27 protein-coding genes are annotated in these 26,604 nt (G+C 56.5%); 17 read left to right on the plus strand and 10 right to left on the minus strand.

Annotated elements, in window-relative coordinates:
• Positions 1 to 131 precede the first annotated feature (131 nt).
• A complete protein-coding gene (locus ABLQ08_RS28235) occupies positions 132 to 704 on the plus strand; it encodes a cupin domain-containing protein (RefSeq protein WP_352949545.1) in 573 nt (190 codons plus the stop codon).
• A 122-nt stretch (positions 705 to 826) separates the two neighbouring features.
• Here the strand turns inward: ABLQ08_RS28235 and ABLQ08_RS28240 are convergent, their stop codons facing one another.
• The 6 genes from ABLQ08_RS28240 to ABLQ08_RS28265 form a co-directional block, all read right to left on the minus strand.
• Positions 827 to 2,284, minus strand: a complete 1,458-nt coding sequence (locus ABLQ08_RS28240; RefSeq protein ID WP_352949546.1) for an aldehyde dehydrogenase family protein — start codon at positions 2,282 to 2,284, stop codon at positions 827 to 829.
• Between the two features lie 46 nt (positions 2,285 to 2,330).
• Positions 2,331 to 3,272, minus strand: coding sequence for an agmatinase (gene speB, locus ABLQ08_RS28245; RefSeq protein WP_352949547.1), 942 nt, complete (start codon positions 3,270 to 3,272; stop codon positions 2,331 to 2,333).
• Between the two features lie 23 nt (positions 3,273 to 3,295).
• Complete coding sequence (locus tag ABLQ08_RS28250) at positions 3,296 to 4,690, minus strand: NAD(P)/FAD-dependent oxidoreductase (protein ID WP_352949549.1); 1,395 nt, start codon at positions 4,688 to 4,690, stop codon at positions 3,296 to 3,298.
• A gap of 86 nt (positions 4,691 to 4,776) precedes the next feature.
• Positions 4,777 to 5,721, minus strand: coding sequence for an agmatinase (gene speB / locus ABLQ08_RS28255; RefSeq protein ID WP_352949550.1), 945 nt, complete (start codon positions 5,719 to 5,721; stop codon positions 4,777 to 4,779).
• Between the two features lie 69 nt (positions 5,722 to 5,790).
• Entirely contained in the window at positions 5,791 to 6,156 is a 366-nt protein-coding gene (locus tag ABLQ08_RS28260) for a cupin domain-containing protein (protein ID WP_352949552.1), read from the minus strand.
• A gap of 46 nt (positions 6,157 to 6,202) precedes the next feature.
• Positions 6,203 to 6,346, minus strand: coding sequence for a hypothetical protein (locus ABLQ08_RS28265; RefSeq protein ID WP_352949554.1), 144 nt, complete (start codon positions 6,344 to 6,346; stop codon positions 6,203 to 6,205).
• 96 nt (positions 6,347 to 6,442) lie between these two features.
• On the opposite strand from ABLQ08_RS28265, the gene ABLQ08_RS28270 reads away from it, so the two are divergent.
• Positions 6,443 to 7,339, plus strand: coding sequence for a LysR family transcriptional regulator (locus tag ABLQ08_RS28270; protein ID WP_352949556.1), 897 nt, complete (start codon positions 6,443 to 6,445; stop codon positions 7,337 to 7,339).
• A gap of 183 nt (positions 7,340 to 7,522) precedes the next feature.
• Here ABLQ08_RS28270 and ABLQ08_RS28275 read toward each other — a convergent pair whose 3' ends face one another.
• Complete coding sequence (locus ABLQ08_RS28275) at positions 7,523 to 7,894, minus strand: VOC family protein (RefSeq protein WP_352949557.1); 372 nt, start codon at positions 7,892 to 7,894, stop codon at positions 7,523 to 7,525.
• Between the two features lie 52 nt (positions 7,895 to 7,946).
• Between ABLQ08_RS28275 and ABLQ08_RS28280 the strand changes: the two genes are divergently transcribed.
• From ABLQ08_RS28280 to ABLQ08_RS28290, 3 genes are all read left to right on the plus strand, one after another.
• Entirely contained in the window at positions 7,947 to 8,471 is a 525-nt protein-coding gene (locus tag ABLQ08_RS28280) for a winged helix-turn-helix transcriptional regulator (protein ID WP_352949559.1), read from the plus strand.
• Between the two features lie 132 nt (positions 8,472 to 8,603).
• A complete protein-coding gene (locus ABLQ08_RS28285) occupies positions 8,604 to 11,183 on the plus strand; it encodes a plasma-membrane proton-efflux P-type ATPase (RefSeq protein ID WP_352949561.1) in 2,580 nt (859 codons plus the stop codon).
• A gap of 12 nt (positions 11,184 to 11,195) precedes the next feature.
• Positions 11,196 to 12,035 (plus strand): polyphosphate kinase 2 family protein, encoded by an 840-nt coding sequence (locus tag ABLQ08_RS28290; protein ID WP_352949563.1) that lies wholly within the window; start codon positions 11,196 to 11,198, stop codon positions 12,033 to 12,035.
• A gap of 93 nt (positions 12,036 to 12,128) precedes the next feature.
• Here ABLQ08_RS28290 and ABLQ08_RS28295 read toward each other — a convergent pair whose 3' ends face one another.
• The gene (locus tag ABLQ08_RS28295) at positions 12,129 to 13,067 is read right to left on the minus strand and encodes a LysR family transcriptional regulator (protein ID WP_352949565.1); all 939 of its coding nucleotides are present in this window, start codon (positions 13,065 to 13,067) and stop codon (positions 12,129 to 12,131) included.
• A 167-nt stretch (positions 13,068 to 13,234) separates the two neighbouring features.
• Here ABLQ08_RS28295 and ABLQ08_RS28300 point away from each other — a divergent pair, with 167 nt between their 5' ends.
• From ABLQ08_RS28300 to ABLQ08_RS28335, 8 genes are all read left to right on the plus strand, one after another.
• Positions 13,235 to 14,029, plus strand: a complete 795-nt coding sequence (locus ABLQ08_RS28300; RefSeq protein WP_352949567.1) for a transporter substrate-binding domain-containing protein — start codon at positions 13,235 to 13,237, stop codon at positions 14,027 to 14,029.
• A 107-nt stretch (positions 14,030 to 14,136) separates the two neighbouring features.
• Positions 14,137 to 14,862 (plus strand): ABC transporter permease, encoded by a 726-nt coding sequence (locus ABLQ08_RS28305; protein WP_352949569.1) that lies wholly within the window; start codon positions 14,137 to 14,139, stop codon positions 14,860 to 14,862.
• Positions 14,855 to 15,529 carry an ABC transporter permease subunit gene (locus tag ABLQ08_RS28310; protein WP_352949571.1) on the plus strand — a complete coding sequence of 225 codons (675 nt, stop codon included), beginning with the start codon at positions 14,855 to 14,857 and terminating at the stop codon, positions 15,527 to 15,529. The genes ABLQ08_RS28305 and ABLQ08_RS28310 overlap by 8 nt, the downstream gene beginning before the upstream one ends.
• 22 nt (positions 15,530 to 15,551) lie before the next feature.
• On the plus strand, positions 15,552 to 16,298 hold the full coding sequence (locus ABLQ08_RS28315) for an amino acid ABC transporter ATP-binding protein (protein ID WP_417714961.1): 747 nt from the start codon (positions 15,552 to 15,554) through the stop codon (positions 16,296 to 16,298).
• A gap of 17 nt (positions 16,299 to 16,315) precedes the next feature.
• Positions 16,316 to 17,284 carry an agmatinase gene (gene speB, locus ABLQ08_RS28320; protein WP_352949575.1) on the plus strand — a complete coding sequence of 323 codons (969 nt, stop codon included), beginning with the start codon at positions 16,316 to 16,318 and terminating at the stop codon, positions 17,282 to 17,284.
• Positions 17,281 to 18,777: a M81 family metallopeptidase gene (locus ABLQ08_RS28325; protein WP_352949577.1), complete on the plus strand. Its 1,497-nt coding sequence runs from the start codon at positions 17,281 to 17,283 to the stop codon at positions 18,775 to 18,777. Before speB (ABLQ08_RS28320) ends, ABLQ08_RS28325 begins: the two co-directional genes overlap by 4 nt.
• The gene (locus tag ABLQ08_RS28330) at positions 18,770 to 19,909 is read left to right on the plus strand and encodes an NAD(P)/FAD-dependent oxidoreductase (RefSeq protein ID WP_352949579.1); all 1,140 of its coding nucleotides are present in this window, start codon (positions 18,770 to 18,772) and stop codon (positions 19,907 to 19,909) included. The genes ABLQ08_RS28325 and ABLQ08_RS28330 overlap by 8 nt, the downstream gene beginning before the upstream one ends.
• 3 nt (positions 19,910 to 19,912) lie before the next feature.
• Positions 19,913 to 20,854 (plus strand): ornithine cyclodeaminase family protein, encoded by a 942-nt coding sequence (locus ABLQ08_RS28335; RefSeq protein ID WP_352949581.1) that lies wholly within the window; start codon positions 19,913 to 19,915, stop codon positions 20,852 to 20,854.
• A 14-nt stretch (positions 20,855 to 20,868) separates the two neighbouring features.
• Here ABLQ08_RS28335 and ABLQ08_RS28340 read toward each other — a convergent pair whose 3' ends face one another.
• A complete protein-coding gene (locus ABLQ08_RS28340) occupies positions 20,869 to 21,597 on the minus strand; it encodes a helix-turn-helix transcriptional regulator (protein WP_352949583.1) in 729 nt (242 codons plus the stop codon).
• 88 nt (positions 21,598 to 21,685) lie between these two features.
• Between ABLQ08_RS28340 and ABLQ08_RS28345 the strand changes: the two genes are divergently transcribed.
• On the plus strand, positions 21,686 to 22,099 hold the full coding sequence (locus ABLQ08_RS28345; RefSeq protein WP_352949585.1) for a GFA family protein: 414 nt from the start codon (positions 21,686 to 21,688) through the stop codon (positions 22,097 to 22,099).
• Positions 22,096 to 22,539 (plus strand): VOC family protein, encoded by a 444-nt coding sequence (locus ABLQ08_RS28350; protein ID WP_352949587.1) that lies wholly within the window; start codon positions 22,096 to 22,098, stop codon positions 22,537 to 22,539. The genes ABLQ08_RS28345 and ABLQ08_RS28350 overlap by 4 nt, the downstream gene beginning before the upstream one ends.
• A gap of 55 nt (positions 22,540 to 22,594) precedes the next feature.
• Here the strand turns inward: ABLQ08_RS28350 and ABLQ08_RS28355 are convergent, their stop codons facing one another.
• Entirely contained in the window at positions 22,595 to 23,452 is an 858-nt protein-coding gene (locus ABLQ08_RS28355) for a LysR family transcriptional regulator (protein WP_352949589.1), read from the minus strand.
• Positions 23,453 to 23,553: 101 nt separating this feature from the next.
• Here ABLQ08_RS28355 and ABLQ08_RS28360 point away from each other — a divergent pair, with 101 nt between their 5' ends.
• Both ABLQ08_RS28360 and ABLQ08_RS28365 read left to right on the plus strand, forming a co-directional pair.
• Positions 23,554 to 24,855, plus strand: coding sequence for an aspartate aminotransferase family protein (locus ABLQ08_RS28360; protein ID WP_352949591.1), 1,302 nt, complete (start codon positions 23,554 to 23,556; stop codon positions 24,853 to 24,855).
• A 494-nt stretch (positions 24,856 to 25,349) separates the two neighbouring features.
• Positions 25,350 to 26,489, plus strand: coding sequence for a helix-turn-helix transcriptional regulator (locus ABLQ08_RS28365; RefSeq protein WP_352949593.1), 1,140 nt, complete (start codon positions 25,350 to 25,352; stop codon positions 26,487 to 26,489).
• Positions 26,490 to 26,604: the final 115 nt, after the last annotated feature.

Here is a 26,604-nt window from a genome sequence, read left to right on the forward strand (position 1 = left end):
GACCGGTTTTCATGACACGGTTGAAGCAAAATCGCCTCACCTTATGGGCCTGCCAACCTTTTGAAAAGTCATTTCATTTTCATTTTTAACTCATTGAAAAACAATATAGAAGATGTTATTTGTTCATTATTATGAACACAAATAACACCGATGGCACCAACCTTGAAATTGGCGCGCGACTTCGTTTCCTGCGCGAGCGGGCAGGGTTGTCTCAGCGGGCGCTGGCAAAGGCCACCGGCGTACCCAATTCCACGATCTCGTTGATCGAGGCGGGACGCACCAGCCCCTCGGTCAGTTCTCTCAAACGGCTTCTGGACGGTATCCCGATCGGCATGTCGGAGTTCTTTGCGTTCGAGCCTGAACCCGAACGCAAGGTGTTCTTCGCAGCTGAAGAATTGACGGAAATCGGGAAAGGAAAGTTATCTCTGAAGCAGGTGGGTGGAAACCTTTATGGTCACTCCCTGCAGATCCTGCACGAGACGTATCAGCCGAACGCCGATACAGGCACGCGGGCGTATCATCACGAGGGTGAAGAAGGGGGAATTGTCGTCTCCGGACGTGTGGAGGTTACGGTCGGTGATGAACGGAAAATCTTGGGACCAGGCGACGCCTACCTGTTCAACAGCCGGATGCCACACCGCTTCAAGGCGGTGGGGCCCAGCAAATGCGTCATCATAAGCGCATGCACCCCGCCGACCTTCTGAGGTGAGAATTTGGAAGGAAGGTTGACCTCCGGCACCAGCTGGTTTGAGTGCCGGAAGATTGGCCCGCCGCTTATGTCCTCAGTGCGGGCCGTGAAATAGTCTCAGGTGTATTGGCTGGTGGATTAGCAGGGTGCCGTCACGTGCTTGACGCCCTGGAAACCGGAGAGGCCCCAGGGGCCGAGTTCGCGGCCGATGCCGCTTGCCTTGAAACCGCCCCAGGCGCTTTCCGGATAAACGATCTGTGGCGTGTTCAACCAGATCTGCCCGGCCGCGATGCCATCGCAAAGTGCTTTGCCTCGATCGGGATCGCTGCAGACCACTGATCCCACCAACCCGTAGCGGGTATCGTTGGCAATCCGGAGCGCCTCTTCGTCGCTTCGGAACGTGGTTGTTGCCAGGACCGGCCCGAAGACCTCTTCGCGCCAGATGTGATGCTCGTGAGGCACATTGCGGTAGATTGTCGGTTCGATAAAATTACCGGCGCAATCAGCCTGTGCCTTCCCGCCGGTCAGGCAATCCAGGCCCTGGCTGCATGCCTGGTCCAGGTATTCCCGGATCTTGTCGAACTGGGCACGGGTCGTGATCGGTCCCATTTCCGTGCCTTCTTCAAAGGGCGAGGCGACCTTCGTGGCGCGGGAGCGCTCCACCAGACCTTCGAGCAGTTTTGCCTCCAGATCGTCGTGAACGATCAACCTTGAAGTTGCGGAACACATCTGGCCTGCATTGAAGTAAATCCCGCCCATAACGCAGTCGAGCGCGGTTTCCAGATCCGCATCCTCGGTCACGATAATTGGGGACTTGCCGCCGAGTTCAAGCGCAATCGGCAGACATCGTTTTGCAACAGCTTGCATGACCTTGGCACCGACCATGTTGGAGCCGGTGAAGGAAACCTTGCGGAATTCCGGCGCCTCAGTGATTGCAATACCCACATCCGCACCGCCGGTAACGATATTAAGGACACCCGCGGGCAATCCGATTTCAGCGGCAATATCGCCATAAACAAGTTCAATGAGTGGCGTGAATTCCGAGGTCTTCATGACCGCTGTACATCCGGCAGCCAGGGCCGGGGCGATTTTCCAGGCACTGGTGACCAACGGAAAATTCCAGGGAACGATCATGCCGACGGGTCCGAGAGCCTCATGGCGCACGCGCCCCAGGTGCTCGCCACCGGCATGAATCACGGGCGCGTCCTGCCGCTCGTCCAGGCCGTCTGCAAGTCCGGCATAGTAATCGAACGTGGCGATGGCATCGCCCACATCGATCTCGGCTTCAAGCCGGGGCTTACCGTTGACGGTCATCTGAACGTCCACGAGCGCTTCCTGCCGGTCGGCAAGTCCCCTCGCAAAGGCGCGCAAATATCCGGCACGCGTTACAGATGGTACCGATTTCCAACTGCCAAATGCGTTGGCGGCTGCTGCGGCGGCATCATCAACATCAGATGGTCCACCGGAAGGAACTTTCGCAACCACTTCGCCTGTAGACGGGTTGAAGACCTTCAGGAGGTCTTGTCCGGATCCATCGCGCCAGCAGCCGCCGGCAAACACCGTCTTGTTGCGATCAAAGAGAGAATTGGAACTCAAGAGTTTCACTCCAGACATGGTCGGTCGGGTCTTGTGGGTATCGCTGTTACTTGTTTGCCAGAAGGCACAGGATTTCGAGGACGATCTGCGAACCTGCAACGGCTGTTGCCCCAGTGGTGTCATAGGCGGGGGAAACCTCGACCACGTCTCCGCCGACTAGGTCGATCCCCGCGATGTCCCGCAGAATGATTGCAACCTGGCCGGATGTGAGGCCGCCGAAAACCGGGGTTCCGGTGCCCGGCGCAAACGCCGGATCGAGTCCGTCGATGTCAAAGGTCAGATAAACCTTGCTGTCACCGACAATTTGCTTGATCTGTCTTGCGGTCTCGACCGGACCATGTTCGTGCACAAAGCGTGCGTCGAGCGTATGAAAGCCTTGTGTATCCGGATTGCTGGTGCGGATACCTACCTGCACGGAGCGTTCCGGTACTACCAGCCCTTCCTGTATCGCGCGATACATGAAGGTTCCGTGATCCATTCTCTCTGCGTCGTCGTCTACCCAGGTGTCGGAATGCGCATCGAACTGAATGATCGACATCGGGCCGTGTTTTTCGGCATGCGCCCGCAGGATCGGCAAGGTGCAGTAGTGATCGCCGCCGATGGAGATGGCCGCCGCGCCCGCATCCAGAATGGTTTTGATGTGATCAGTTATCGCGGCCGGAGCGTGGTGCAGCTTGCCGTGATCGAAGGCGCAGTCGCCGTAGTCGATCACGTTGAATTTTTCCAGCGGATTGACCGGCCAGCCATAGGGAGCATCCCAGGCCAGCATGGTCGACAGTTCGCGAACCTGACGCGGCCCGAACCTGGACCCGTTTCGATGGGTCACCGAAACGTCGAAAGGGATTCCCGTAACGGCGACGTCAACTTCGGAAAGATCCTTGCTGTACTTGCAGCGGGCAAAGCTGGTCACTCCGGAATAGCTGACTTCGCCGATCATGCCCCTGGCGGATTTTCGGGTTATCGCCGTATCGATATTCGGTTTTTCCATAGGAGGTTTCCTTTGCCGGCAATTCAGAGCGGGAAGCCGAGGGCATGGACGAATTTGATCCACGCATGCCGCCAACCGCCTTTCTCGTCCGCTGTGTCCAGCGCATAGAGTGTTATCTTGCTGCCGATCCACCGGAAGGGTTCGGGAGGTATCCAGTTCGGCATGGTTGTGGCGAAATCCAGCTTCAGTTCGGGAAGGTCCAGCCGATCCAGTTTGGCAAGACCGATCCGGGCACCAAAACGGCTGGTCGAGACGCCAAACCCGGAATAGCCGCCGGCCCAGACCACATCGCCATCCCAGTAATTCTGAAAATGCACCGCCATGCGTGTCGTCAGTGCGATCGGACCGCTCCAGGCGTGCGAAAAGCTGATGTCTTCCAGCTGAGGGAAAGTCTTGTTGAACGCACCGGCCAGTCGCAGGTAGGGATCGACCACCCGCTCACCGGCTGGATTGGTGTTGCTGGTGCCGTCGTAGTAATAAGTCAGGCGGCCGCCAAACAGGATGCGATTGTCCTTCGTCATCCGCATGTAGTTGAGCTGCGTCCTGGTGTCGTAGACGCCCTGCCGGTTTTTCCAGCCGATGCTTTCGACCTGATCATCGCTGAGCGGCTGGGTCATGATGATCCGGTCCCGGATCCCGACAACGCGTTTCTTGATGTTCTTGTGTCCGGCGGCGAAGGCGTTGGTACAAAGCAATATCTTTGGCGTGCGAATGAGGCCGTAGGGCGTGCGAACGTTCAAGGCACCATCGACGCGCTCAATGTTTTCAAGCGGTGTGTGCTCGTAGATCCTGACGCCGAGAGCCAGGGCTGCTTTGCGCAGGCCCCAGGCCAGCCGCGCCGGGTGCACCGTGCCCGAAAGGCTCTTGTTCCAGAGACCGGCGGAAAACAAGGGTGAATTGACATGCTGACGCACAGCGTCACGATCAAGGAATTCGGCGTCATAACCGTGGTCCTGGTGAAGCTTGTATTCCGCTTCGATGTCGCCGACACGTTCGTCGCCGATCGCAACCGTCAACTCACCGCCCCAGGTCTGGTGTGCATCGATATCGTGATCATCAAGGGTCTTTCGGAAGCCCTGAATGTTGTCGTGGCCGAGTTGCTCAAGCGCCGCAAGATCCTTGGGAAAGACCCTGACCGCGTTGTGCAGTCCATGCATGAGCGAAGTTGAGACCACCGCACCCGGTCGGCCGGATGCGCCAAAAGCGATCTTGTCCGCCTCGATCAGTACAACGTCACGGCCCGGGTTCTGTTCCTTGGCCTGGATCGCTCCCCAAAGCCCGGTGAAGCCTCCTCCGACGATTAGAAGATCGGCGTCGGTCCTGCCGGTTAACTGATCCTGCACTTCAGGCGCGTCCGGGCTGTCCAGCCAGAACGGGAAAAACGTGACATCCTTCAGCGCCTTCTCGGCGAATGACATGACATTCCTCACTTGAAACTTCGGTTTGCGTGTTTCCGGTGCTCCGGAACTTCACTTTCGGTCGACGGTGAAGTCGGTTTCTGCCATCAGTCGCGGTAAGGCACGCCAGGCAGGACGCAGAGCATCTCGTAAAGAAGATTGGCGGCGATGGTCGCTGTGTTGCCGGACGGATCATATGGTGGAGAGACTTCAACCAGGTCACAGCCCACAAGGTTCAGACCCTTGCAGCCTCGCACGATCTCCAGCGCCTGACTGGTCATCAATCCGCCCATTTCCACCGTGCCGGTGCCCGGAGCGCATGCCGGGTCCAGACTGTCGATGTCATAGGTCAGGTAAACCGGTGTATCGCCGATTTCAGCCCGGATCTTCTCCATCAGCGGAGCGGCAGATTTATACCAGAGTTCTTCTGCATGAATGACCGTGAAGCCCCATTGACGGGCAATGTCGAAATCATCGGCACCATATCCCGTGCCCCGAAGGCCAATCTGATACACCTTTTCCGGGACCAGCAAACCGTCTTCATAGGCGCGGCGGAAAGGAGTCCCATGGGCAATCGTTTCACCGAACATGTGATCATTGATGTCCGCATGAGCGTCCACGTGGATCAGGGCGACGGGACCGTGCTTTTTCCGGATGGAACGGAGGATCGGGTAGGTGAGGGTGTGATCGCCGCCCATGGTCATGGGAGTGGCGCCCGCCTCCAGAACGTTGTCATAGAACGCGGTAATACGTTCGACCGCATCCTTGAGGTCAAAGGTGTTGATCGGCACATCGCCGATATCGGCGACCTGCAATCCGTCAAACGGAGCTGCTTTCGTCCACATGTTGTAGGGCCGCATCATCGCACTTTCAGCACGGATCTGGCGTGGGCCGAACCTTGTGCCGGGGCGGTGACTGGCTCCGATGTCCATCGGGATGCCGATGAAGGCCGCATCCAGGCCTTCCGCCGTTTCCGCCGCCGGCAGACGCATGAATGTGACAGGTCCTCCGAAACGCGGCATTTCGTTGCCGCCAAGCGGTTGGTTGTACATGAAGAGCTCCCTGGAGATGTTTCTGGCTCACAGCCTCTTGGACCGGGCGATTTCTTTGCCGTGCCGCGATCAGGCGGCCATCACGTAATATTTGCGGAACTGCTCGTTGACCCGGAATTCACCACACCAACCCTTGTTGACGATGTAAGTGTCTCCAGCGGAAAAAGTCTGAGAAGTGCCATCCTTGCAGGTCAACGTGACGCTTCCGGACAGAACCTGGCAGAACTCGTCAGCCGGATAGCCTTCACCGGAGAAGACCTCGGCATAAGGTGTGCTGTCCCAAACGCCGACGAGCAAGGCGTCCGTCTTTGCGCCCATGTAGCTGGCGCCGGTTTCCACCGCCCTGCCGTCGATCACGGTCGCCGGATCGACCACGCTGATGCTATCGAGGGTGCCGGTGGGGCCGTTGGGGTCTAGTTTCTGTGGTTTCTGCATTCTTTCATTCCAATGTTCGCGAATGTTGTCGCTCTTGATTTCTGTTTCAGGTGCGGGCATTCGGCTTGTAAGCCCCATAGTTCGGAGCGCTGATCCAAAAGACCGCGGCGATAGCTGCGATCAATCCGTGAATAGCGTCGTCACCCCGTCCTGAAGCTGAAATCCGGCTGTGCAAAATCTTGACCTGCACAGCCCAAAACTCCCGGTGATCGCTAGACTATGTCGCGCCCTGGAGCCGGAAAATTTGCTTTTGCAATTTTTTACATTTGATGATTTCAATGAAAGCATGCAAATCTCAGGTTCCGACATTCATCTGCTGACAGTCTTCGACTGTGTAGTCCGAAACGGTGGGTTCAGTGCGGCCCAGGCCGAGCTCGGTCTCAGCCAGCCAACCATCTCCAACCACATTGCAGCGCTTGAAGAACGCCTTGGCGCCAAGCTGTGTCAAAGAGGGCGGAGGGGCTTCCTTCTCACCGACAAGGGGCTGATCGTCCATGAGATAGCCCAGTCGCTGATCAATACGCTGGACGACCAGTCCAGGCAGTTGAGCGCGCTCAAGGGCAGTCTGATCGGGCGGCTTAACATTGCCGCTGTCGATTGTTCCGCGTCAGACCCGAATCTGAAACTTCCCGAAGCCATTCGAAAAATGGCCGAGCAGGCTCCTGCGGTACGCATCTGCATGGAGATCCAGCAGCCACAAGACATCCTGAACGGAATTGCCGATGGCAGTTTTCATGTCGGGATTGGCAGTTTTGACAATAAGATCGCCGGTCTTCGCTATGAAGACCTCTATGACGAATGGCATGAGCTGTATTGCGGAACAGATCACCCGATCGCCAACCTGCCGCCGGAGTCTCTCTCGATGCAGGATTTGTTCGAATACCCCTGGGTGCATCGCGGATACTGGAACCGGCAACGGCAGAAGCGAATCCGGCCGAATGATCTGGACCGGGTCGTTTATCATATCGAAGCGCAGTTCTTTCTTATCCTTAGCGGTCAGTATCTGGGGTTGTTGCCGGATCATGCCGCAGAGCCATTTGTGAAAAGCGGTCGTCTGAAGAAGCTTCCTCAGGCAGAGGAAGACTATAGCTGCGTCATGCAGGTGGTGACGAGATCGGGCCCCCAGCCCAAAACCATCGAGTTGTTCAGGTCTTTGATGAAGTCCCTCTACAAGGTGACCTGAATTTCTCGATCCGTGATCAACGCGGTGATGTCACTAAGACACCACGCTTCTGGCGCGGGTGAATGACAATAGACGGCGGTGCATTTCAGTACCGCCGACCTTCTTAAAGAAACGGGTTGGTACTCGAAGGCAATCGGGTTGGGCAAAGATGCCTGCCGATGGCACTGTTTCCCGAGATCCGGATTATTTGGAGAGGTCCTGGGCAAGCATGAGGGCATTGCCGTCCGGATCATAGAACGTTGCGGTGCTGACCATTCCTTCGATGGTCTCGGTCGGTCCATCAAACTTCACATCAACATTTTCGAGAGCGGCGCGGGCTGTTGCAATGTCCGCAACGCCAAATACGGGAACGGTATTGCCGGGGGTGGGTTCTGCTTGCTCACCCAATCCCAGGGTAACGCCCTCGGTCTTGGTTTGCATTTCGCTCCAGCCAGCTTCGTCAATATGCATGAGCAGCTGGAAGCCGAGATTTTTTTCGTACCACTCGGCACTTGCGTGCCTGTCACGAACCGAAAGAGCCAAGGTGATTGTGTTGTCCAAAGAAACGACTGACATGATGCTTTCCTATGTATCAAAAGTATAGTAACTATACATTATGGATATCACATTGCTTGTCAAGCTCACATCCAAAGCCTGGTCATTGAAGATTCTGGCGCTTCTGCATTCCGGTGTCCCGGGGCGGCAGGCGCCGCTGCTGGCGGCGACCAATGCAAGCCGCAGCTCATTTGCATCGAGCCTGGATCATTTGGTTCAACTCGGATTGCTTGAGAGAAATCCTGGCCATGGTCATCCGCTGCGGCCAGAGTTCCGGTTGACTGAAAAAGGCGTAGTGGTTGCCGCAATGGCGAGCCGTGTGGTGGAGCTTGCCCCCGACGAGGATGCGTTCACCGTCATCAGGCGGAGTTGGGCTGTGCCTATATTGGCGGTGACAGAAACTCCGAAACGCTTTTCGATCATCAGATCCGGGCTGGGAGCAATCACGGATCGGGCTCTGTCAAAATCGTTGGGCATTCTGGAAGAGCGGGACTGGCTCAAGCGTGAAATAGATGTTTCCAATCGCTCACCTTATCCAACCTACCATGCGGTAAACGCCGGAATGAAAATCAACAGGGCAATCGGACTAAGTGTCTAGGCAGACCAGGTAAAGCTGCAGCTCGCAGGCGAGCGGGTGTGCTGCAACATGTCTTTCTTGTCACCAAAATCGGCTTCACTTCCACCTCAGATTGATCATACTCGTTTATGCACATGATCGCGAGGAGATCGCATGAGCACGACCCGGACCGCTGAAGCGAACGATATCGATCTGGAAAAGGCGCCGCTGGAAGTGGCGATGAAGGCGCTGAACGCCGACGGAGACAAAGGCCTTTCAACTGGTGAAGTGGAAGAGCGTCTCAGGCGTTACGGGCCCAATGCCCTGCCAGAAAAACACGAAAGCCTTTTGAACAAGGTTCTCAAATATTTCATCGGCCCCATCGCGTTCATGATTGAAGCGGCGGCACTGGTATCCGCGTTTCTCGGCCGCTGGGACGATTTTGCGATCATCTTCGGTCTGCTTGTGTTCAATGCAAGCCTTGAGTTGTGGCAGGATATGAAAGCCTCCAACGCGCTCTCCGCGTTGAAAGAAAGTCTCGCGCCGCACGCAACGGCCCTGCGCGACGGGGCCTTCAAGACCATCGACGCGGCAGCGCTTGTTCCGGGTGATATCGTAAGGATCCGTCTGGGAGAAATCGTGCCGGCCGACCTGCGGCTCGTATCCGGGGAATTTGCATCGATCGACCAGGCGGCACTGACCGGAGAGTCGTTGCCGGTATCCAAGAAGTCCGGTGATGAGGCTTATTCCGGATCCGTCGTCAAGCAGGGTGAAATGACAGGGCTGGTGATTGCCACCGGCGGCAATACGTTCTTCGGTCGCACGGCCAAGCTGGTGGCCGGCGCCGGGGCCGTCAGTCACGCGCAGCGCGCTATGTTCCAGATCGGCAACTTTCTGATTGCTGTTGCAGTCGTTCTCGCTCTGGTCATGGTTGCCGTGCAGGTCTGGCGTGACATCGTCGTTGCCGACACATGGGGTGTGGACGACGCACTCAATATCCTGCAATTCGTGCTGATCCTGCTCGTTGCCTCCATTCCTGTGGCCATGCCCGCCGTCTTTTCGATCACCATGGCGCTGGGCGCATTGGCGCTTTCCAAGGAAAAAGCCATTGTTTCACGTCTTGCTTCCATCGAGGAAATGGCCGGCGTCGATATCTTGTGTTCCGACAAGACGGGTACGCTGACCAAGAACCTTCTGACACTCGGTGATCCAATCATTCTGGACGCCAATGGGCCGGAGGAAGTGGTGTTCGCCGCAGCCCTTGCCTCCGAACGGGAAAACAGTGACGTCATCGATACCGCCGTCCTGGACGCGTTGAAGGACAAGTCCGGCCTTGATGGCTACAAGGTCGACAAATTCACGCCCTTTGATCCCGTTTCAAAGCGGACGCGTGCGGATCTCACGGACAGCTCGGGCAAGAAAATCACCGTCGCCAAAGGTGCGCCGCAGGCGATCATCGATCTGGCGACACCTCCCGACGATCTTGCCAAGAAAGTGGTGCAGGAAGTCGCCGCGCTCGGCTCACGAGGGTATCGCGCCCTTGGAGTTACTCGATCAGAAGATGGTGGCAAGACCTGGAAACTGCTGGGCATCCTGCCGATGTTTGATCCGCCTCGGGACGATTCCAAATCCACAATCGACAAGGTTCGTGCCAAGGGTGTCGCGGTCAAGATGGTGACCGGAGACGATACGGCGATTGCCCGGGAAACGGCGCGCCAGCTCGGCCTCGGCACAAACATCATCGCTGCTGCCGATGCGTTTCCGAAAGACATGGATCCGGATAACGTGCCCGGAAAGATTGCCGATTCAATCGAGAAGGCGGACGGTTTTGCGCGCGTCTTCCCCGAGCACAAATACGCAATCGTCAAAGCGCTGCAGCAGCGCGGCCACCTGGTGGCGATGACGGGCGATGGCGTCAATGATGCACCGGCCTTGAAACAGGCGGATTGCGGCACGGCCGTCTCCGGGGCAACCGATGCAGCACGCGGAGCTGCAGCGCTCATTCTAACGGCGCCCGGTCTGTCCGTTATCGACAACGCCATCGATGAAGCCCGGCGTATCTTCGGTCGGATCACCAGCTACACGATCTACCGGGTGGCGCTGACAATGGACATTATGTTCCTGGTTGTGCTTTCCACCATATTTCTCGGGTTCCAGCCGCTCACGGCTGTCATGATTGTCATCATGTCGTTGCTCGATGATGTGCCGATCATGACAATTGCCTATGACAACACCGCCGTTGCCAAGGACCCGATACGCTGGCGAATGCCGAGGCTGCTTTCCGTTTCGGCGGTTCTCGGCCTTGCGTCGATCGTTCAGTCCTTCGGCTTGTTGCTCATCGGCTTCGCGGTGATGAACGACGCGGCAGCGCGAGATTACTTCGGACTGCATGACCAGGCGCAGCTGCAAACTGTCATGTTCCTGCAACTCGTTGCCGGGGGGCATTTGCTCCTGCTGGTCACGCGCACCTACAAATGGTTCTTCGAGCCGCCATTCCCGGCCCGCCCGCTCTTCATCGCCATTGTTCTGACACAGGCTCTGGCGGTACTCATGTGCGGCTTCGGCTGGATCGTACCGAAGATCGCCTGGACGACCATCGGCTGGATCTGGATCTATCTTCTAGTCTGGCTCTGTGTCCTGGGCATCGTGCGCGTTGCCCTTGAGAGGCTCATGGACAACCGCCTGTCGCGGCGTGCCCGGTCGGCCGAGATCGTCAACGCCCCTTTGAGCCACCATGGGCATCTGCACGGATAAACGGAGGTCGAGATGGACTACCGCGAACGCCTGATTGTCAAACCCGGAAGCCACGTGAAGCTTGCCGATATCGATCCCGGTTTTCACGGCGTGCATGAGAGCCACGAAAAGGCACTGCCTGAGCTTGATGCAACGCTGGCCGAGATAACCAGCTTGCAGGAGCTCCTCTATGCGGAAAAGAAGCATGCACTGCTGATCGTGCTTCAGGGCATCGATGCGGCGGGCAAGGATGGGGTTTGCTGGCACGTCATCCGCGCCATGAACCCGCAAGGGACCTCCGTTACCGGTTTCAAGCAACCGACTGCGCAAGAGCGGGCTCATGACTTCTTGTGGAGAGTGCATAAACACGTTCCCGGTCTTGGGCAGGTGGGTATTTTCAATCGCTCGCATTATGAAGACGTGCTCGTTGTCAGGGTGCACGATCTTGCGCCCAGGCATGTCTGGGAAAAGCGCTATGAAACCATCAATGATTTCGAAAAACAGCTGACGGAAAGTGGCGTAACCATCCTCAAGTTCTTCCTCTACATCTCCAAGGAAGAACAGTTGAAGCGATTCAAGCGCCGCCTCGATGACCCGGCGCGGCACTGGAAAATCTCCGAGTCCGATTATTCCGAACGCGAGCTCTGGAACGACTACACAAAAGCCTATGAAGCCATGCTTGAGCGTTGCTCCACAAAGCACGCGCCGTGGTATGTTCTTCCCTCAAACCACAAATGGTTCCGCAACCTTGCCGCTTCTCATATCATCCTGGAAACGTTGAAGAAAATGAATCTGAAGGCACCGCCTCCCACAGTGAATATCGACGAGATCCGCGAAAAATATCATAAGGCTGCGAGCGAAAAGGGCGCTTGATGCGAGTCAGGTCGAGAACCCGAAAGCACAGGTCGCAAACCAGGTTTGCTGAGGCCTGTGGCAGCCAGAAATTAACCGGAACTTTGACCTTCTTCAGGCCTCCGGCTCCTGCATGGTAGCGACGATCTGCTCCAGCCACTCCCGAAACAGTTCTATCGCCCGGTTGGAAGCAGCGCGTTCGGATTTGTAGATGAATTTATAGGATGCCTCAGGCTGTAGCGTCTGATGAGACAGGACAGATATCCGGCCGCGTTTGACGTCTCCATGGATCATCGAACGTTCTGCCATTCCGATGCCTTGTCCGGAACGAACGGCTTCAAGAATTGTATGCTGGTCGTCAAACACCAGGTTTTGTAGGGACTTGAAGCCGCTGAAGCCTGCTTGCTCCAGCCAGGCATCCCAATCGCTCATGTCGCGATAGTGCAAGCGGGTGATATCAGACCTTGAGAGTATCTCTTCCGCCTTATGACCGGCTTCAAGCAGGTCCGGGCTGCAGATCGGAACAAGATTTTCCTTGAGGATCTCAAACGCAGTCGTATTTGCCGGTGGGTGAACGCAATATTTGATCAGGACATCTTCACTTCCGAGCGAAGGAGAATCCGGGTCCAGATTGTTCAGATGCAGCTGAATTCCAGGATTGGCGCTCAGGAATTCGGAAATCCTAGGGGCGATCACCTTCATCGCGAAGAACGGTCCGGAACGAACGCGCAGCACCTGGGCATCGCGTTTTTGCCCGATCAGTGAAAGCGTTTCCCCGATCTCGTCGAAGCTCCGGCAGCAAACTTCCCTGAGCAGTTCGGCTTCCGGTGTCAGCAGAACACCATTGCGCGTGCGGGTGAACAGTTGCCTGCCCAGACGTTCCTCGAGCAACTTGATCTGATGGCTGATCGCTCCCTGACTGACCGACAACTCTTCCGCGGCGAGCGTGAAGCTCAGATGGTGGGCGACAGCTTCGAAAGCGCGCAGGGCCCGCAAGTGTGGCAGTTGTTTCCGCAAATTGCGCTGGGCAGTTGAGATATCAATTTTTCTCATATCTCAGAATAGTTCTTTTGCTTTGAGTGTTGCAAGCCGTAACCCGTATAACCGGTGACCGAAGGGAGAGACTTCACAGGCCTCTAAGTCAAAAAAACTTATAGGTCGGTGAAGAGAGACAAGAACAACCAAAGATCGTGCACTGTCCGATCGAGGAGGAGAATAAAATGCGAAACCGCGGAAAATCGCTTGTGTTTGCGCTCACCGCTTCGGTGATTGGAGCCGGAATTGCGCAGGCCGAAACCGTTCGCATGGGAACGGAGGGCGCATACGCACCTTTCAATTTTGTTGCCGAAAACGGTGACATCAAGGGCTTCGATATCGACATCGGTAACGCGATCTGTGCCGAAATGAAAGTCGAGTGCGAATGGAGCAAACATGACTGGGGCGGGATCATACCCGCGCTGAAATCCGGAAAGTTCGATGTGATGGCAGCTTCCATGGCCATTACCGAAGCGCGGATGGAACAGGTCAATTTCTCCGACCCGTATTACTTCAACACAATGCGGTTTGCCGCGCTCAAGGATCTGGGTCTCACAGATGCAACGCCGGACTCGCTTGAGGGCATGATCATCGGCACGCAGTCGGGTTCCGTTGCGGTGAAGGTCCTGCAGCAGTATTTCCCGGACAATGAAATCAAGCTTTATCCGAAACTGGGCGAGGCATTCCTGGATATGGAAAGCGGCCGGCTTGATCTTGTTCTGGAATCCAAGTTCGCGATCGGCGACTGGATGAAAGACGGCGTTGATTGCTGCGAGTTCGTTGGTGAGGATTTCCTGCTGGACGGAACGATTGGTACCGGAATGGCTTTCCGCAAAGAGGATACAGACCTGCAGGCCAGAGTGAATGCGGCGCTTGCGGCAATCATTGAGAACGGCACCTATGACGAGATTCGGGCCCGGTACTTCGATTTCGACATCATGGGGCAGCCCAAGGCGGTCAGTGCGCTTTACGGGAACTGATGAACACCCGCTTGCTCCAAAATAGCGGGCAATGAGAAGCGAGCTGCCTGGCGCATGAAATCAGCTCGCTTCTCCTCTTTCGTCGTTTGATTCCCGGAGGGTTCACAATGGAATTTCTTGGCCTCCTGTCCTTTGGAGACAAGGGGTGGGGAGACGAACTCTTTCATGGTCTGCTGGTGACGCTGGCCTTGTCGTTCGCAACCTTCCCCGTTGCCATCGCGCTGTCTTTCCTGATCCACTGGGGCAAGGTTTCGTCCATTGCTCCGGTCCGGGTCGCTGCCCGCGCCTATACGACGGTCTTCAAGAGCCTGCCTGAAATTCTGACATTGCTGATCCTTTACTATCAGTCTCAGGCGGCGGTCGCGTGGGTGATCCGCTGGGTTGCGCCGGACCGGGATTTTTCCATGAGCCCGTTTCTGGCAGGTCTCATCGCCTTGAGCCTCGTGATCAGTGCCTACGGCAGCGAAGTCGTACGCGCAGCACTGAATGCAGTCGGGCGGGGCCAGTTCGAAGCGGCAAAATCGCTGGGACTATCGCCGTTCAACACCTTCTTCAGGGTTATCCTGCCGCAACTGTGGCGCCACGCTATTCCGGGGTTCGGCAATCTGTGGGTGATCCTCCTCAAGGATACTTCGCTGGTGTCCGTCATCGCGCTGAGCGACATCACTCATGTCGCGGAACTGGCGATCAACACGACGCGCGAACCATTCTTCTTCTATCTGGTGATCGCCGCCATCTACATCCTTCTGGTGACGCTGTCGTCACGCGCTCAAAGGCGCCTCGAGCAGCGCGCTTCCAAAGGTTTCAACCGGGAGGAGGCGAGCAATGTTTGACCTGTGGTGGAATTACCGGCAGCTGTGGTTCGATGGGCTCATCACCACGGCTTCACTGACCATATTGGCGATTTTCTTCGGGTTTTTCCTGGCGTTGCCGATTGGCCTCGCCCGATCCAAATCCCGTGGACCGCTCGGCTGGCTGGCGCTTGGCTATGTAAACTTCTTCCGCGGCATGCCGCTGTTGGTGCTGCTGTTCCTGGTCTACTACGGCGTGGGTCAGTTCAATCGCGAACTGCGCGCGATTGGCCTTTGGTGGTTCTTTCGCGATGCATGGTATTGCGGGTTGTTTGCGCTGGTTTTGAATACAGCCGCCTATCAGGCTGAGATCATCCGCGGCAGTCTGGATACGATTTCAACATCCATCCTGGAAACGAACCAGGCGCTGAACCTCACCCGTTGGACCGCCTTCAGGCGTGTGTTGCTGCCGATTGCCTTTGCCAAGGCGCTGCCGGCAATCGGGAACGAATTCATTCTGCTTCTCAAGGCTTCCTCGCTGCTGGCGATCATCACCGTGTTCGATCTGATGGGGCAGGCGCGGTTCATCTTCTCCGAGACTTTCGACTTGCGGGTCTATTACGTCGCCGCGATCCACTACCTCGTGCTCGTGATGGCAATCGAATGGGTGCTGCGCCGGATCGAAGCCCGTTTCAAATGGATGGTCTGATCTGATGTCCAAGGAAAACAAAATGTCCAAATCCGAAATCGCGATCAGGTTCGAGAACCTGAACAAGAAATACGGTGAGTTTCATGCGCTGAAAGACATCAATCTCACGGTCGCGCGCGGTGAAAAAATCGTTGTGTGCGGACCGTCGGGATCAGGCAAATCCACAATGATCCGCTGCGTGAACCATTTGGAAGCGTATCAGTCCGGCGCTCTGACCGTGGACGGTATCCGGATGGACAACAGCAAGGAGGCAGTTCGCAAGATCCGCGATCACGTCGGCATGTGTTTTCAGCAGTTCAACCTGTTTCCGCATCTGAGTGCCCTGGACAACTGCACCCTGTCGCCGATCTACACGCACAAGGTCCCGCGGGCCGAGGCCGAAGTCATCGCCATGGAGTATCTGGCGAAGGTGCGTATGGACGGGCATGCGCACAAGTTTCCCAATCAGTTGTCCGGCGGGCAGCAGCAACGTGTCGCCATCGCCCGCAGCCTGTGCATGAAGCCCGACATCATGCTTTTTGACGAACCCACGTCGGCCCTTGATCCGGAATCCATCTCTGAAGTGCTAGATGTGATAGCCGACCTCGGCAATGAAGGCATGACCATGATGTGCGTCACGCACGAAATGGGTTTTGCCCGGAAAGTGGCGGACCGGATCGTTTTCATGGACGCAGGTCAGATCGTGGAAGTCGCCGATCCGGAAAGCTTCTTCACCAATCCACGGCACGAGCGTTCGCGCAAGTTTCTCCAACAGGTGATCAATCACTGACATCGGTGAGCAGTTCCATGAAAATTCAGTGCAATGAGATTTCCTTCGGAAACGAAGGGGTGTTTTCGCAAACGCACGGGCCTGACGGAACCCACGTGGAAATGCCGTATTCCGGGATACGCACCTTCCTGCGCCGCCGGCCGAGCGTAGACATGCAGGGCGTCGATATCGGCGTTTATGGCATTCCGTTCGACCTGACGACGTCGGGCCGGCCCGGAGCGCGTCTCGGACCAAGTGCGTTGCGTGAAGCAAGCACGCAGCTCGCCTGGGGCGAGGTTTGGCCCTGGGATTTCGATCCTTTCGACATTCTGTCGGTGGTTGACTGCGGCGATGTTCCCTTTCGCCGAGGGCAGACGGGGCAAATGCTGGATAGCGCGACAGCAATGGCGCGCGCCATCATTGAAGGTGGTGCCAGCACCATTATGCTGGGTGGTGATCACTGCACCACGTACACTGCGCTCAAGGCGCATGCTGAAAAACATGGCCCGCTTGCCCTGGTCCAGTTCGATGCACATCGCGATACGCAAAAGAGCGATTGGCTGGATCACGGAACATTCGTTCACCATGCAATGAGGGAAGGGCTTATCGATCCGGAGCGGTCGATCCAGATCGGTATCCGAACATTCTATGACAGGGATGATCCGATCACGGTTCTTTACCGGGATTGGTGCCATGATTGTGGCTGGAGCGGCATTCTTGAGCGTGTGCGTGAAGTAGTCGGGGCTCACCCCGCCTATCTCAGCATCGACATCGACAGTCTTGATCCTGCCTACGCGCCAGGCACCGGAACACCTGTTGTTGACGGGCTGACACCCAATGACATTATCCGGTTCCTGCGCAACACCGTCGACATGAACTTTGTCGGCATGGATCTGGTCGAGGTTTCTCCCCCCTACGATCACGCGGATATCACTGCCCTTTTGGGCGCGTCTCTCATTTTGGAATACATCTGCGCCCGCGCCGCGGGGCGAAGGGGAGCTGTATGACCCACCGTGTTGCCGTTATCGAGTTCATCAATGAAAGCAATACATTCACTGTAATGCGCACCGGCATGAACGACTTTCACGCGTCGCATTACTTCAAGGGCGATGAAATACCGGCAAACTTTCGCGGTACCGGTTCGGAAGTCGGCGGGGCGATCGAGGTCGCAGAAAGACACGACTGGGTTCCGATCTATATCACTGCCGCCCACGCAGAGCCCGGTGGTCCGGTCCGGGAAGAGGCCCGATCGGAGATTACCCGGGAGTGCGTCCGCCGGCTCAAGGAAAATGGTCCTTATGATGGCGTCTTCGTGGCATTGCACGGTGCAATGGTTACGGAAACCGATGAAGATGGTGACAGCCAGTTCCTTCGTGAAATTCGCGCCGTGGTCGGGCCGGAGATACCGCTGGCGATCACGCTTGATCTGCATGCCAATGTCTTCGACGAACTCGCCGGTCTGGCCAATATCGCAGTTTCGTTTCGAACCTATCCGCATGTAGACATGCGTGAAGTCGGTCTGGAGGCCTGCGGTCTTCTCAATGACGCGATGGATGGCCGGACGTCACCGGAGATTGTCATTCGCCGCCCTCCCATGCTTGTGGGATGCGATGACGGTCGAACGACCGAAAATGGTCCGATGTGCCGGATATTGGAGTGTGCCGAGCGGGAAATGAGTACCGACGGCGTCTTGAATGTTGCTGTCAATGCAGGTTTCACGGATGCCGATGTCTGGGCGGCTGGTCCATCGGTTCTGGTTACCTATGACACAGAAAAGCTCCGCGAAAATTCTGCGGCAGTTGCGGCGGATCGCGTTTGCACGGAAATCTGGAAGCATCGCGATGACTGGCAGCGGCCCATGCCTCTCAACACCTGCATCTCCAGGATCGATACAGCCACGCAGACCGGAAAACCGATTGTCATCGCGGACTTTTCGGACAACCCGGGTTCCGGCGCCTACAGCGATTGCACAGCGCTCATCAGCGCGTTGCTTGAGGCTGGTGTCACCAATGCAGCTGCCGGCGCGCTCTTTGATCCTGAAGCAGTCGCAGAACTCGCCGCCCATGGGGTCGGTCGCGAAGTCTCACTTTCCATCGGCGGCAAGACAGATCCTTCCGTGGGTGGTGGTCCGATACCGGTTCGTGGATATGTGAAAGCAATCAGCGATGGGGCCTTCAGGTTCGAAGGGCCGATGTTCACCGGGTTGCCGGGCTCGACTGGTATCAGCGTGTGTTTCCAGGTCGAAGGTCTCGATATCATGATCGTGTCCGACCGGATGCAGATGCTCGACAAGAACATCTTCCGCGTAGTTGGTATTGAACCCACTCAGAAATCCGTTCTGGCGGTGAAGTCCATGCAGCATTTCAAAGGTGCCTTCGCGCCGATTGCGTCCGAGATTCTTGTCACGGATGCCGGTGGCCTGTGCACGCCCGATGTCAGATCCCGTACCTATTCCCGTCTCCGGCGCCCGGTGTTTCCAATGGATCAGATCAATGGCTGAAATCTTCGATATCGCAATTGTCGGCGGTGGCATTGCCGGTGCGTCTGTTGCGCATTTTCTGAACGGCAAACGTTCAGTGGTGCTGCTGGAGCAGGAAAGTGCGCTCGGGTTTCATTCGACAGGCCGTTCCGCCGCGGAATTCACCCGCCGCTTTCATTCCGACATAACCGGCCGGCTGACTGCGGCAAGCGCCAGCTTCATGATGGCGCCCCCTGTCGGTTTCACTGAAGTTGATCTTCTTCGCCCGCGTGGCAATCTTTTGATTGCCGATGCAGACAAGGCGGGCCATCTCAAGGACGTCTACGAACACGAACGTGCCAGTTCTCCGGAGGGTGCGTCCCCTGTGGAGCTTCTTGATGTCGACGCGGCACTGGAAAAGGTGCCCTTTCTGGATCCCGATTGGGTCAAGGCGGCGTTCCACGACCCGGACTGCTGGGACATAGAAGTCGAAAACCTTCTGCAGGGATATGCCCGGTCCGCTAAAGCCGATGGGGCGGAGTTCCGACAGGATAGTCGGCTTCTCAATGCTCGCCGGGAAGGTGGCCATTGGGTGCTTGAGACGTCTCAAGATGAAGTCCGGGCACGAACGGTCGTGAACGCAGCCGGTGGTTGGGCCGACGTTGTGGCACAGGTCTTCGGTAGTGCTCCTTTGGGCATTGTTCCGCACCGGCGCACGGCAATCAGCGTCAAGGTTCCCGACTACGACCTCGGCCGAATGCCCGAAGTCAACGAGATTGATGAAGTGTTTTACTTCAAACCGGATGCCGGCCAGCTGATGATCAGTCCCGCGGATGAAACGCCGGTCGAGCCTCACGATGCCTGGCCGGAAGAAATCGATATCGCTTATGCCGCTCATTATCTCAGTGAGTGCACAATTCTTGATGTCACCCATGTGGCACATAGCTGGGCCGGGTTGAGGACCTTTGCGCCGGACCGGCTTCCGGTCATCGGTCCTTCCGCAACAACACAAGGGCTGTTCTGGCTCGCAGGGCTTGGCGGGTATGGAATTCAAACCTCTCCGGCCGTCGGAAAGATTGCAGCAGCATTGCTTCTGAGTGCTGAACTGCCTGAAGGCATCTGTGCCACCGGACTGCGTGCAGAGCTCTTTTCCCCATCCCGATTTGAAGGTTGAGACATGCAGGTTCTTGATGCTTCCGCCACCGCCGCGGCGCTGCCCTATGAAACCCTGATCAACCAGATGGAGCACCTGTTTGCATCCAGGTCGGTCGCCCCGGACCGGCATCATCACACTTTGCCAATGGCAGGCGAACCTGATGCCACCCTGTTGCTGATGCCCGCGTGGACCGACAAGATCGGTTGCGTGAAGGTCGTCACTGCAACGCCGGGCAATTCGACCCGTGGGTTGCCGGCCATTGCCGGATCCGTTCTTGTCTTCGATCGCGAAACCGGTGCGCATCTGGCACTTCTGGACGGCGCAGTGCTGACTGCCCGGCGGACAGCGGCAGCTTCCGCTCTTGCAGCCCGTCATCTGGCTTCCGAGACCGCAGAACATCTTTTGCTGATCGGTGCCGGCAAGGTCGCCGCTCAATTGCCTGAAGCCTTTCGCACCGTTCGCCCGATCAAGACTGTTCGGATCTGGGATGTCTTTCCCGAAGCGGCTCAAAACCTGGCCGCGACCCTGACGGAACGCGGCTGGGACGCGGAAGCCGTAACCGACCTGGCCGCCGCCGTTCCACGGGCCGATATTGTCTCCGCCGCGACACTGTCGACGCAACCGTTGATCTTGGGAGACTGGCTGCGGGAAGGGCAGCATGTGGATCTGATCGGTGCTTTCACTCCCACAATGCGCGAGGCTGACGATCGCGCTCTTCAACGGGCGCGCCTGTTTGTCGACACGAAATTCGCGCTCACCGAAGCAGGAGAGCTGAAAATTCCGCTGGAGTGCGGCGCGATCCGCCAACAGGATATCGTCGGCGACCTCTTCGCGATTTGCACCGGAGAAAGACGGCGACAGGATGCGAGGGACATCACCTTGTTCAAATCCGTTGGAAACGCGACGATGGATCTCGCGGCATCCATAACGGCGGTAGGTTGGGCAACAAGGATAATTCGGTAACTTAAGTTGTTCAGTTACTTCTTTGCTCTTTGGGTTGGCGTGGACGATGCTGCAAGACGCCGGCGCTCGCGCTCCATGGCTGACCGCCACTCGGCTCTCAAGTGATCCAGGCGGCGAGGAACCTTGTCGTTAAGCACATGTGCGCTCATGATCCGTTCGGTTCGAAAGTAACGGAAGTCTTCTCTGAGCTCGCACCAGGCTGCCAGGATCCTGCCGGTGTCTCTGTATCCGAGCAGGATCGGCCAGATGGTGCGATCCGAAGTGTTTCCCTTGTCGTCGCGATATGTAATCCGGATCTTCTTTCTCTGCCGTATGGTCGAGCGGATTTTTGACGAACTGAGTGTTTCCTTGGTCGTTTCAACTGGTGACACACTTGTCGCGGGGTCGGCGAAGAACGTGTGCAGGTCGGCGGGGGAGATCGTTTCGATTTTGGCGATCAGCTTGGCTGCCGCTTGCGCAAGTTCAGGTTCGCCGCGTGTTTGGACCCATTGAGCACCCAGTATCGCAGCTTCTATCTCGTCCGGCGTCAGCATGAGCGGCGGCATGTGGAAACCTGCCTCCAGAACGTAGCCGACGCCCGCTTCTCCGCGTATCGGAACGCGTTGCGCCATCAGGGCGGCAATGTCCCGGTAAACTGTCCTTTTATGGACCTCGAGCTCATTCGCAATCGCTTCTGCGGAGATGGGCCCGCGTGCGCGCCGGAGGATCTCGATCAGTTCGAACAGACGGTCGCCTCGTCTCATGCTTCCTGTTCCGCACCATGCTGACACCATGCTGTCAGCATGGTGAAGCTAAACCGGTCTGAGTTCCACTCAAACCAGGGAGAGCCTTGTGGAAATCAAAGGAAGTTGCGGTTGCGGGACTGTGCGGTTTGTCATCGAAGGCATGCCGGGCATGATGGCATCATGCCACTGCACCAGGTGTCGGAAGCTTGGCGCGACGCCGTTTGTGTTTGTGAAGAAAACCCAGTTCAAACTCGTGAGCGGCGAAGCGGACATTCAGGCCGTTATGCCCCAAGACCCTTACAAATACATCCGTTCCTTCTGTCGTCGCTGCGGGACGTCATTGGGCGAACCTCTTTCTGAGGAGAGCACGTTTCCGATCAACGCACATTGCCTCGATGATGATCCGATCGTGCGCAATGCGTTTCACGAGTTCGTTGCGGAAAAGCCTGACTGGTATTCGATTTGCGACAATGCACGGCAGTTTCAGCATCATCCCGAAACCTTGGAGCCCGAGAAATGAGATATTTGATCCAGGTCTTGGTGGTATTGGCAATGTTCAGTTCGCCGCTTGCGGCCAAAGCACAGACCAGCGGCACTGCAGAAGCGGTTCTCAAAATGGGTGCCTATGTGAGTTCCGACGACATGGATCGGTCTCGGACCTTCTATCAGACGCTTTTCGCACGCAAGCCAGCCCTCCAGCTTGATGACTTCATCGCCTTTGATTTTGCCGGTGGCTGGTTTGCCATCGTGTCGCGAGACCGATATGCGCCAGGTTCTGTTCCCGGATCAGGTGCAGTGCCGTACATTCACACCAACGACCTGGAAAGGATCCGACAGCGGGGATCGGTCGCGCAAGGCGGGCCAGCCCCTGACATTATCGATGAACCAGGCATTCAACTCCTCAAACTCAAGGATCCTGACGGTCAACTGATCGAATTCTTTTCTCTGACCGTGGATTGAGGATACCAGTCAAAAGCGTCGATCCCGACCGGACGGACCAGTTGAATGCTCTCATTCAGGTTCGGGTGCTTTGAACGACTTCAGATGTCACGCGGCAGAATTCTTCCAGAACGTCTCCCGCTTGAGGAACAGAGCACTCCAAATAGATACCAACTTCGGGAAGAACCGGCAGCGGATCGTTGACTATGAACAGATCCTCCGGAACCGCAGTATCCGTCACCACACTGATCGCATGACCGGATCTTGCAATTGCAAGAAGTCCGGTCAGGCTGCTGGCAGCAAAGGCAATTCGGTAGGGCTGCTCCGCGCGTCGCATTGCTTCGCATGCTATCTGGTGGTCCAGAGTGTTCGGCGCCGCAAGTGCCAACGGCAATACCTCACCCTGAAACACTTGCGAACGTGGTTTGCTCGCAATCCAGACCAGTCTTGTGCGGCGAAGCGGTTCCTTCGGGATGGTGTCCATGGTCTCAGACAGGAGAGCGACGTCTATTTGCCTTCGATGAAGCATTGATTTGAGCTCAGAAGTCGGAGCACAGGCAATTTCAATCTCGACCGCTGGGTGTTCAGCGGAAAAGCGAGAAAGAATGTTCGGAATGAATGCATTCAAGTAGTCTTCCGGGCAGCCTAGTCTGACCGACCCTTGAAGCCCCTTGTCGGTAAGGTCGGACAACGCCTCATCATGTACAGCAAGGATGGATTGAGCGTGGGTCATGAGCCGTTCGCCCAACCGGGTAGGGCTGACACCGCTGCCGGAGCGGTGAAACACTTCTCCTCCGACGATCTGCTCGAGCCGTTTCATCTGCGTGCTGAGCGCGGACTGCGTGCGCCCGACCTGCAACGCTGCTGCACTTATCGAGCCGAGACGCATTACGGCGACGAAACTGCGAAGAAGAGATATTTCCAATGGAGGCATGTTATCGATTTTATTGATATCAGAGTTTGATTATATCAATTTTTCTAAGACATGCCCATATGGCAAAAAGGCATTCAATCTTTTTCCGGGAGGAACACAAAATGCCGAGCAACTGTGACACCGCATTTTGGAACACCGTCGACAATCACGTGTTGCGGTATGGAGCAGAGTTCGAACGCACAATCATCGAACGCGCGCAGGGGAGTTATCTCTTCGATACGGAAGGACACCGGATCCTGGATTTCACGTCTGGACAGATGAGTGCACTGCTCGGCCATTCGCATCCGGCGATTGTCGAAACCGTCAGACGGCAAATTGGTGAACTCGATCATCTCTTCAGCGGATTGCTTTCACGCCCTGTTGTCGATCTTTCAGAACGTCTGGGCTCCATTGTGCCCGGCCTTGAGAAAGTGCTTCTGCTGTCAACGGGCGGCGAATCCAATGAGGCAGCCATTCGTCTGGCAAAGCAGGTGACCGGGAAACACGAAGTCGTCGCTTTTTCAAAGAGCTGGCATGGCATGACCGGTGCGGCGGCATCGGCCACATATAGCAAGCGGCCTCACGGCACCGGACCTGCCAATGTCGGATCGTTTGCGATACCCGCACCAAATCCCTATCGGCCGAGATTCACTCATCCGGATGGAAGTCTTGATTGGCAGACCGAACTTGATGATGCCTTTTCTCTGGTAGACAGCCAATCGACAGGTAGCCTTGCGGCATTCATTGCAGAACCAATCCTGTCCGTCGGAGGCGTCCTGGATCTGCCCGTCGGCTATCTCGCAGCGCTCAAAAGGAAATGCGAAGAGCGCGGTATGCTTCTCATCCTTGATGAGGCCCAGACGGGTGTCGGACGTACAGGCACGATGTTTGCCTTTGAACGCGACGGCGTTACTCCCGATATTCTGACACTCTCCAAGACCCTCGGAGCCGGACTGCCGCTCGCCGCCGTTTTGACGAGCAAGGAAATAGAGGAAAAGGCTTACGAACGCGGTTTCCTGTTCTTCACCACACATGTTTCCGATCCGCTTCCTGCCGCTGTCGGTCTGACCGTCCTCGATGTCGTTGAAAGCGAAGGGCTGGTCGAACGGGCCCGGCAAGCAGGAGAACAGCTTCAGGCCGGGCTCAATGACCTGCGACAACGGTTCGATTGCATCGGCGACATTCGAGGGCGGGGGCTCATGGTGGGGGTTGAGTTTGTCACCGACAGGCAAAGCAAGCTTCCAGCCGAAGAACTTGGGCAGCGGATCTGCCGCGAAGCCGCGCAGCGTGGTGTCTGGATGAACATTGTCAATCTGCCCGGACTGGCCAGTGTATTCCGCCTTGCCCCACCCTTGACGATATCGGATGAAGAACTTGAAAGAGGTGTTGAAATTCTTGGAGAGTCGATTGCGGCCGTGAGTTGATGAAAGATCGCTGAACCCCAAGGTTAGTTGATTGATGGGACGGCAACTTTTCACGGGGAATTTGGGTGCCTCATTCGGTTTTGGCGCGCACTTTCAAGCAAACTGGCGATCAGTAATTCCAAACGCCTTTTCTCTCACAGGGGGGGAGCGCGCGCGCTTTCTCCTCCTCCGGGAAGCCCCTTCCGGTATCCGGGGCACCGCTCAGCCCACCTTCAGTTTCGGCACAGGTAAGTTGTTCGGACGCTACCAGGCAATCCCTTCGAACAGCGTGACCTCCACTGGTCTCAGCTGCTGTCAGAGCGCCTCGTCGACGTTTGATCAATTAGCCTTTTCGCTTCGGTAGATGACGTGGTGACTTTTCGTGAATGGGTTATCAGATTGACCTCCATTTCGTGCAGAGTGGTGACGGTGTTGACGTGCTCGCAGGAATTGAGCTGAAATGCGATCTGCAAGTCCGTTCGTTGCAATTTGGGGGGGCGAAAATGGACCCGAGAATGAACGAATTGATCCATTCCATTTATGACGCTGCGATCGATCCGAAGCTGTGGCCTGCTGTGCTGGACAGGCTGGTCGATGCATCGGGAGCCTTTAGCTGTGCAATTTTTGAAAGCGATGAGTACGGCGGTTCCATTCCCTTTCAGGTCGCACACATGAGCAACGCGTTCCCGATAACCGAATTCAAGAACTACGCGTTGCAATACCTGGCGCATGAGACCGTCGAAAGGTCTCTGGCCAAGTCGGCCCTTTCAACGTTCGACGAGATAGAAGCCATCAGCGATGAAGCGGTCTATGACGATTACGAAGAGTTTCTGAACCAGCCGAACGTGAAATCTATGATGGAGTTCGGTTTGCGCCATAGGGTGATTGCTTTCTTGAACAAGGACAATCTGGATCTCAGTCAGTTCACGTTGCAATACGCAGACGGAAGAGGACCTGCAACGGCTGAGGAGCTGAACCGGCTCAATGTTCTTCTTCCGCATCTGGCAAAATCGCTTGATTTGAGCCGTCCAGCGCGGCAACTGGCCTCAGAACGGCTCGATGTTCTGGGAGCAATGGACAGATTGGTTGTCGGCATATCGGTGTTGGATCGGCATGGCCGGATCGTTCAGGAAAATCGGGAATTCTGTCGACAGAGGCAAGAGTGCGGTGTCTTTGAAGAAGCCCCCAATGGAGTGCTGCGCTTCAAAAATGCCAAAGACGAAAAGCGGTTCCATGAGTTGAAGTCCGATGTTCGAAATCACGGCAAGTTCGGTGCCCGGCCTCGAAAAGAGGTGATTTCGAAAGAAGACGGAGGCTATCTTAGCGTTGAGTTGCAGCACCTGAACAGGTTCGGGGAAATCAGCTCGGGCATCTTTACCGGATTCGTGCTCTACAGCATCGACACCAGCCTGCCGGTATCCATCAATCCGGCGGCCCTCCAACAGGCATTCGGCCTGACACAAGCAGAAGCCGCGCTGATACCCGCTCTGGCAAATGGCATGACAAATACCGAGATCGCCGAGACGAACGGTCGTGCAGTGCCGACGATCAACGGACAGGTCAAATCGATCCTGAGCAAAACACAATGCAGCACCCGCACGCAGTTCGTTCGGCTATTGATGAGTTTTGGGGTGAACCTGTTGAGAGACGACTGATCCTGCCGATCTCCGCTGAATCATCTTGAGAGTGTTTTGGGACTTTCTGCCAGATGATACGGTCTCACCCGCCCAGGAGCAGCCGGCCGATGTCCGGATCGGCGATCAGCTCGTC

It is taken from the genome of Roseibium sp. SCP14 (genome assembly GCF_040329475.1).
GTDB lineage: Bacteria > Pseudomonadota > Alphaproteobacteria > Rhizobiales > Stappiaceae > Roseibium.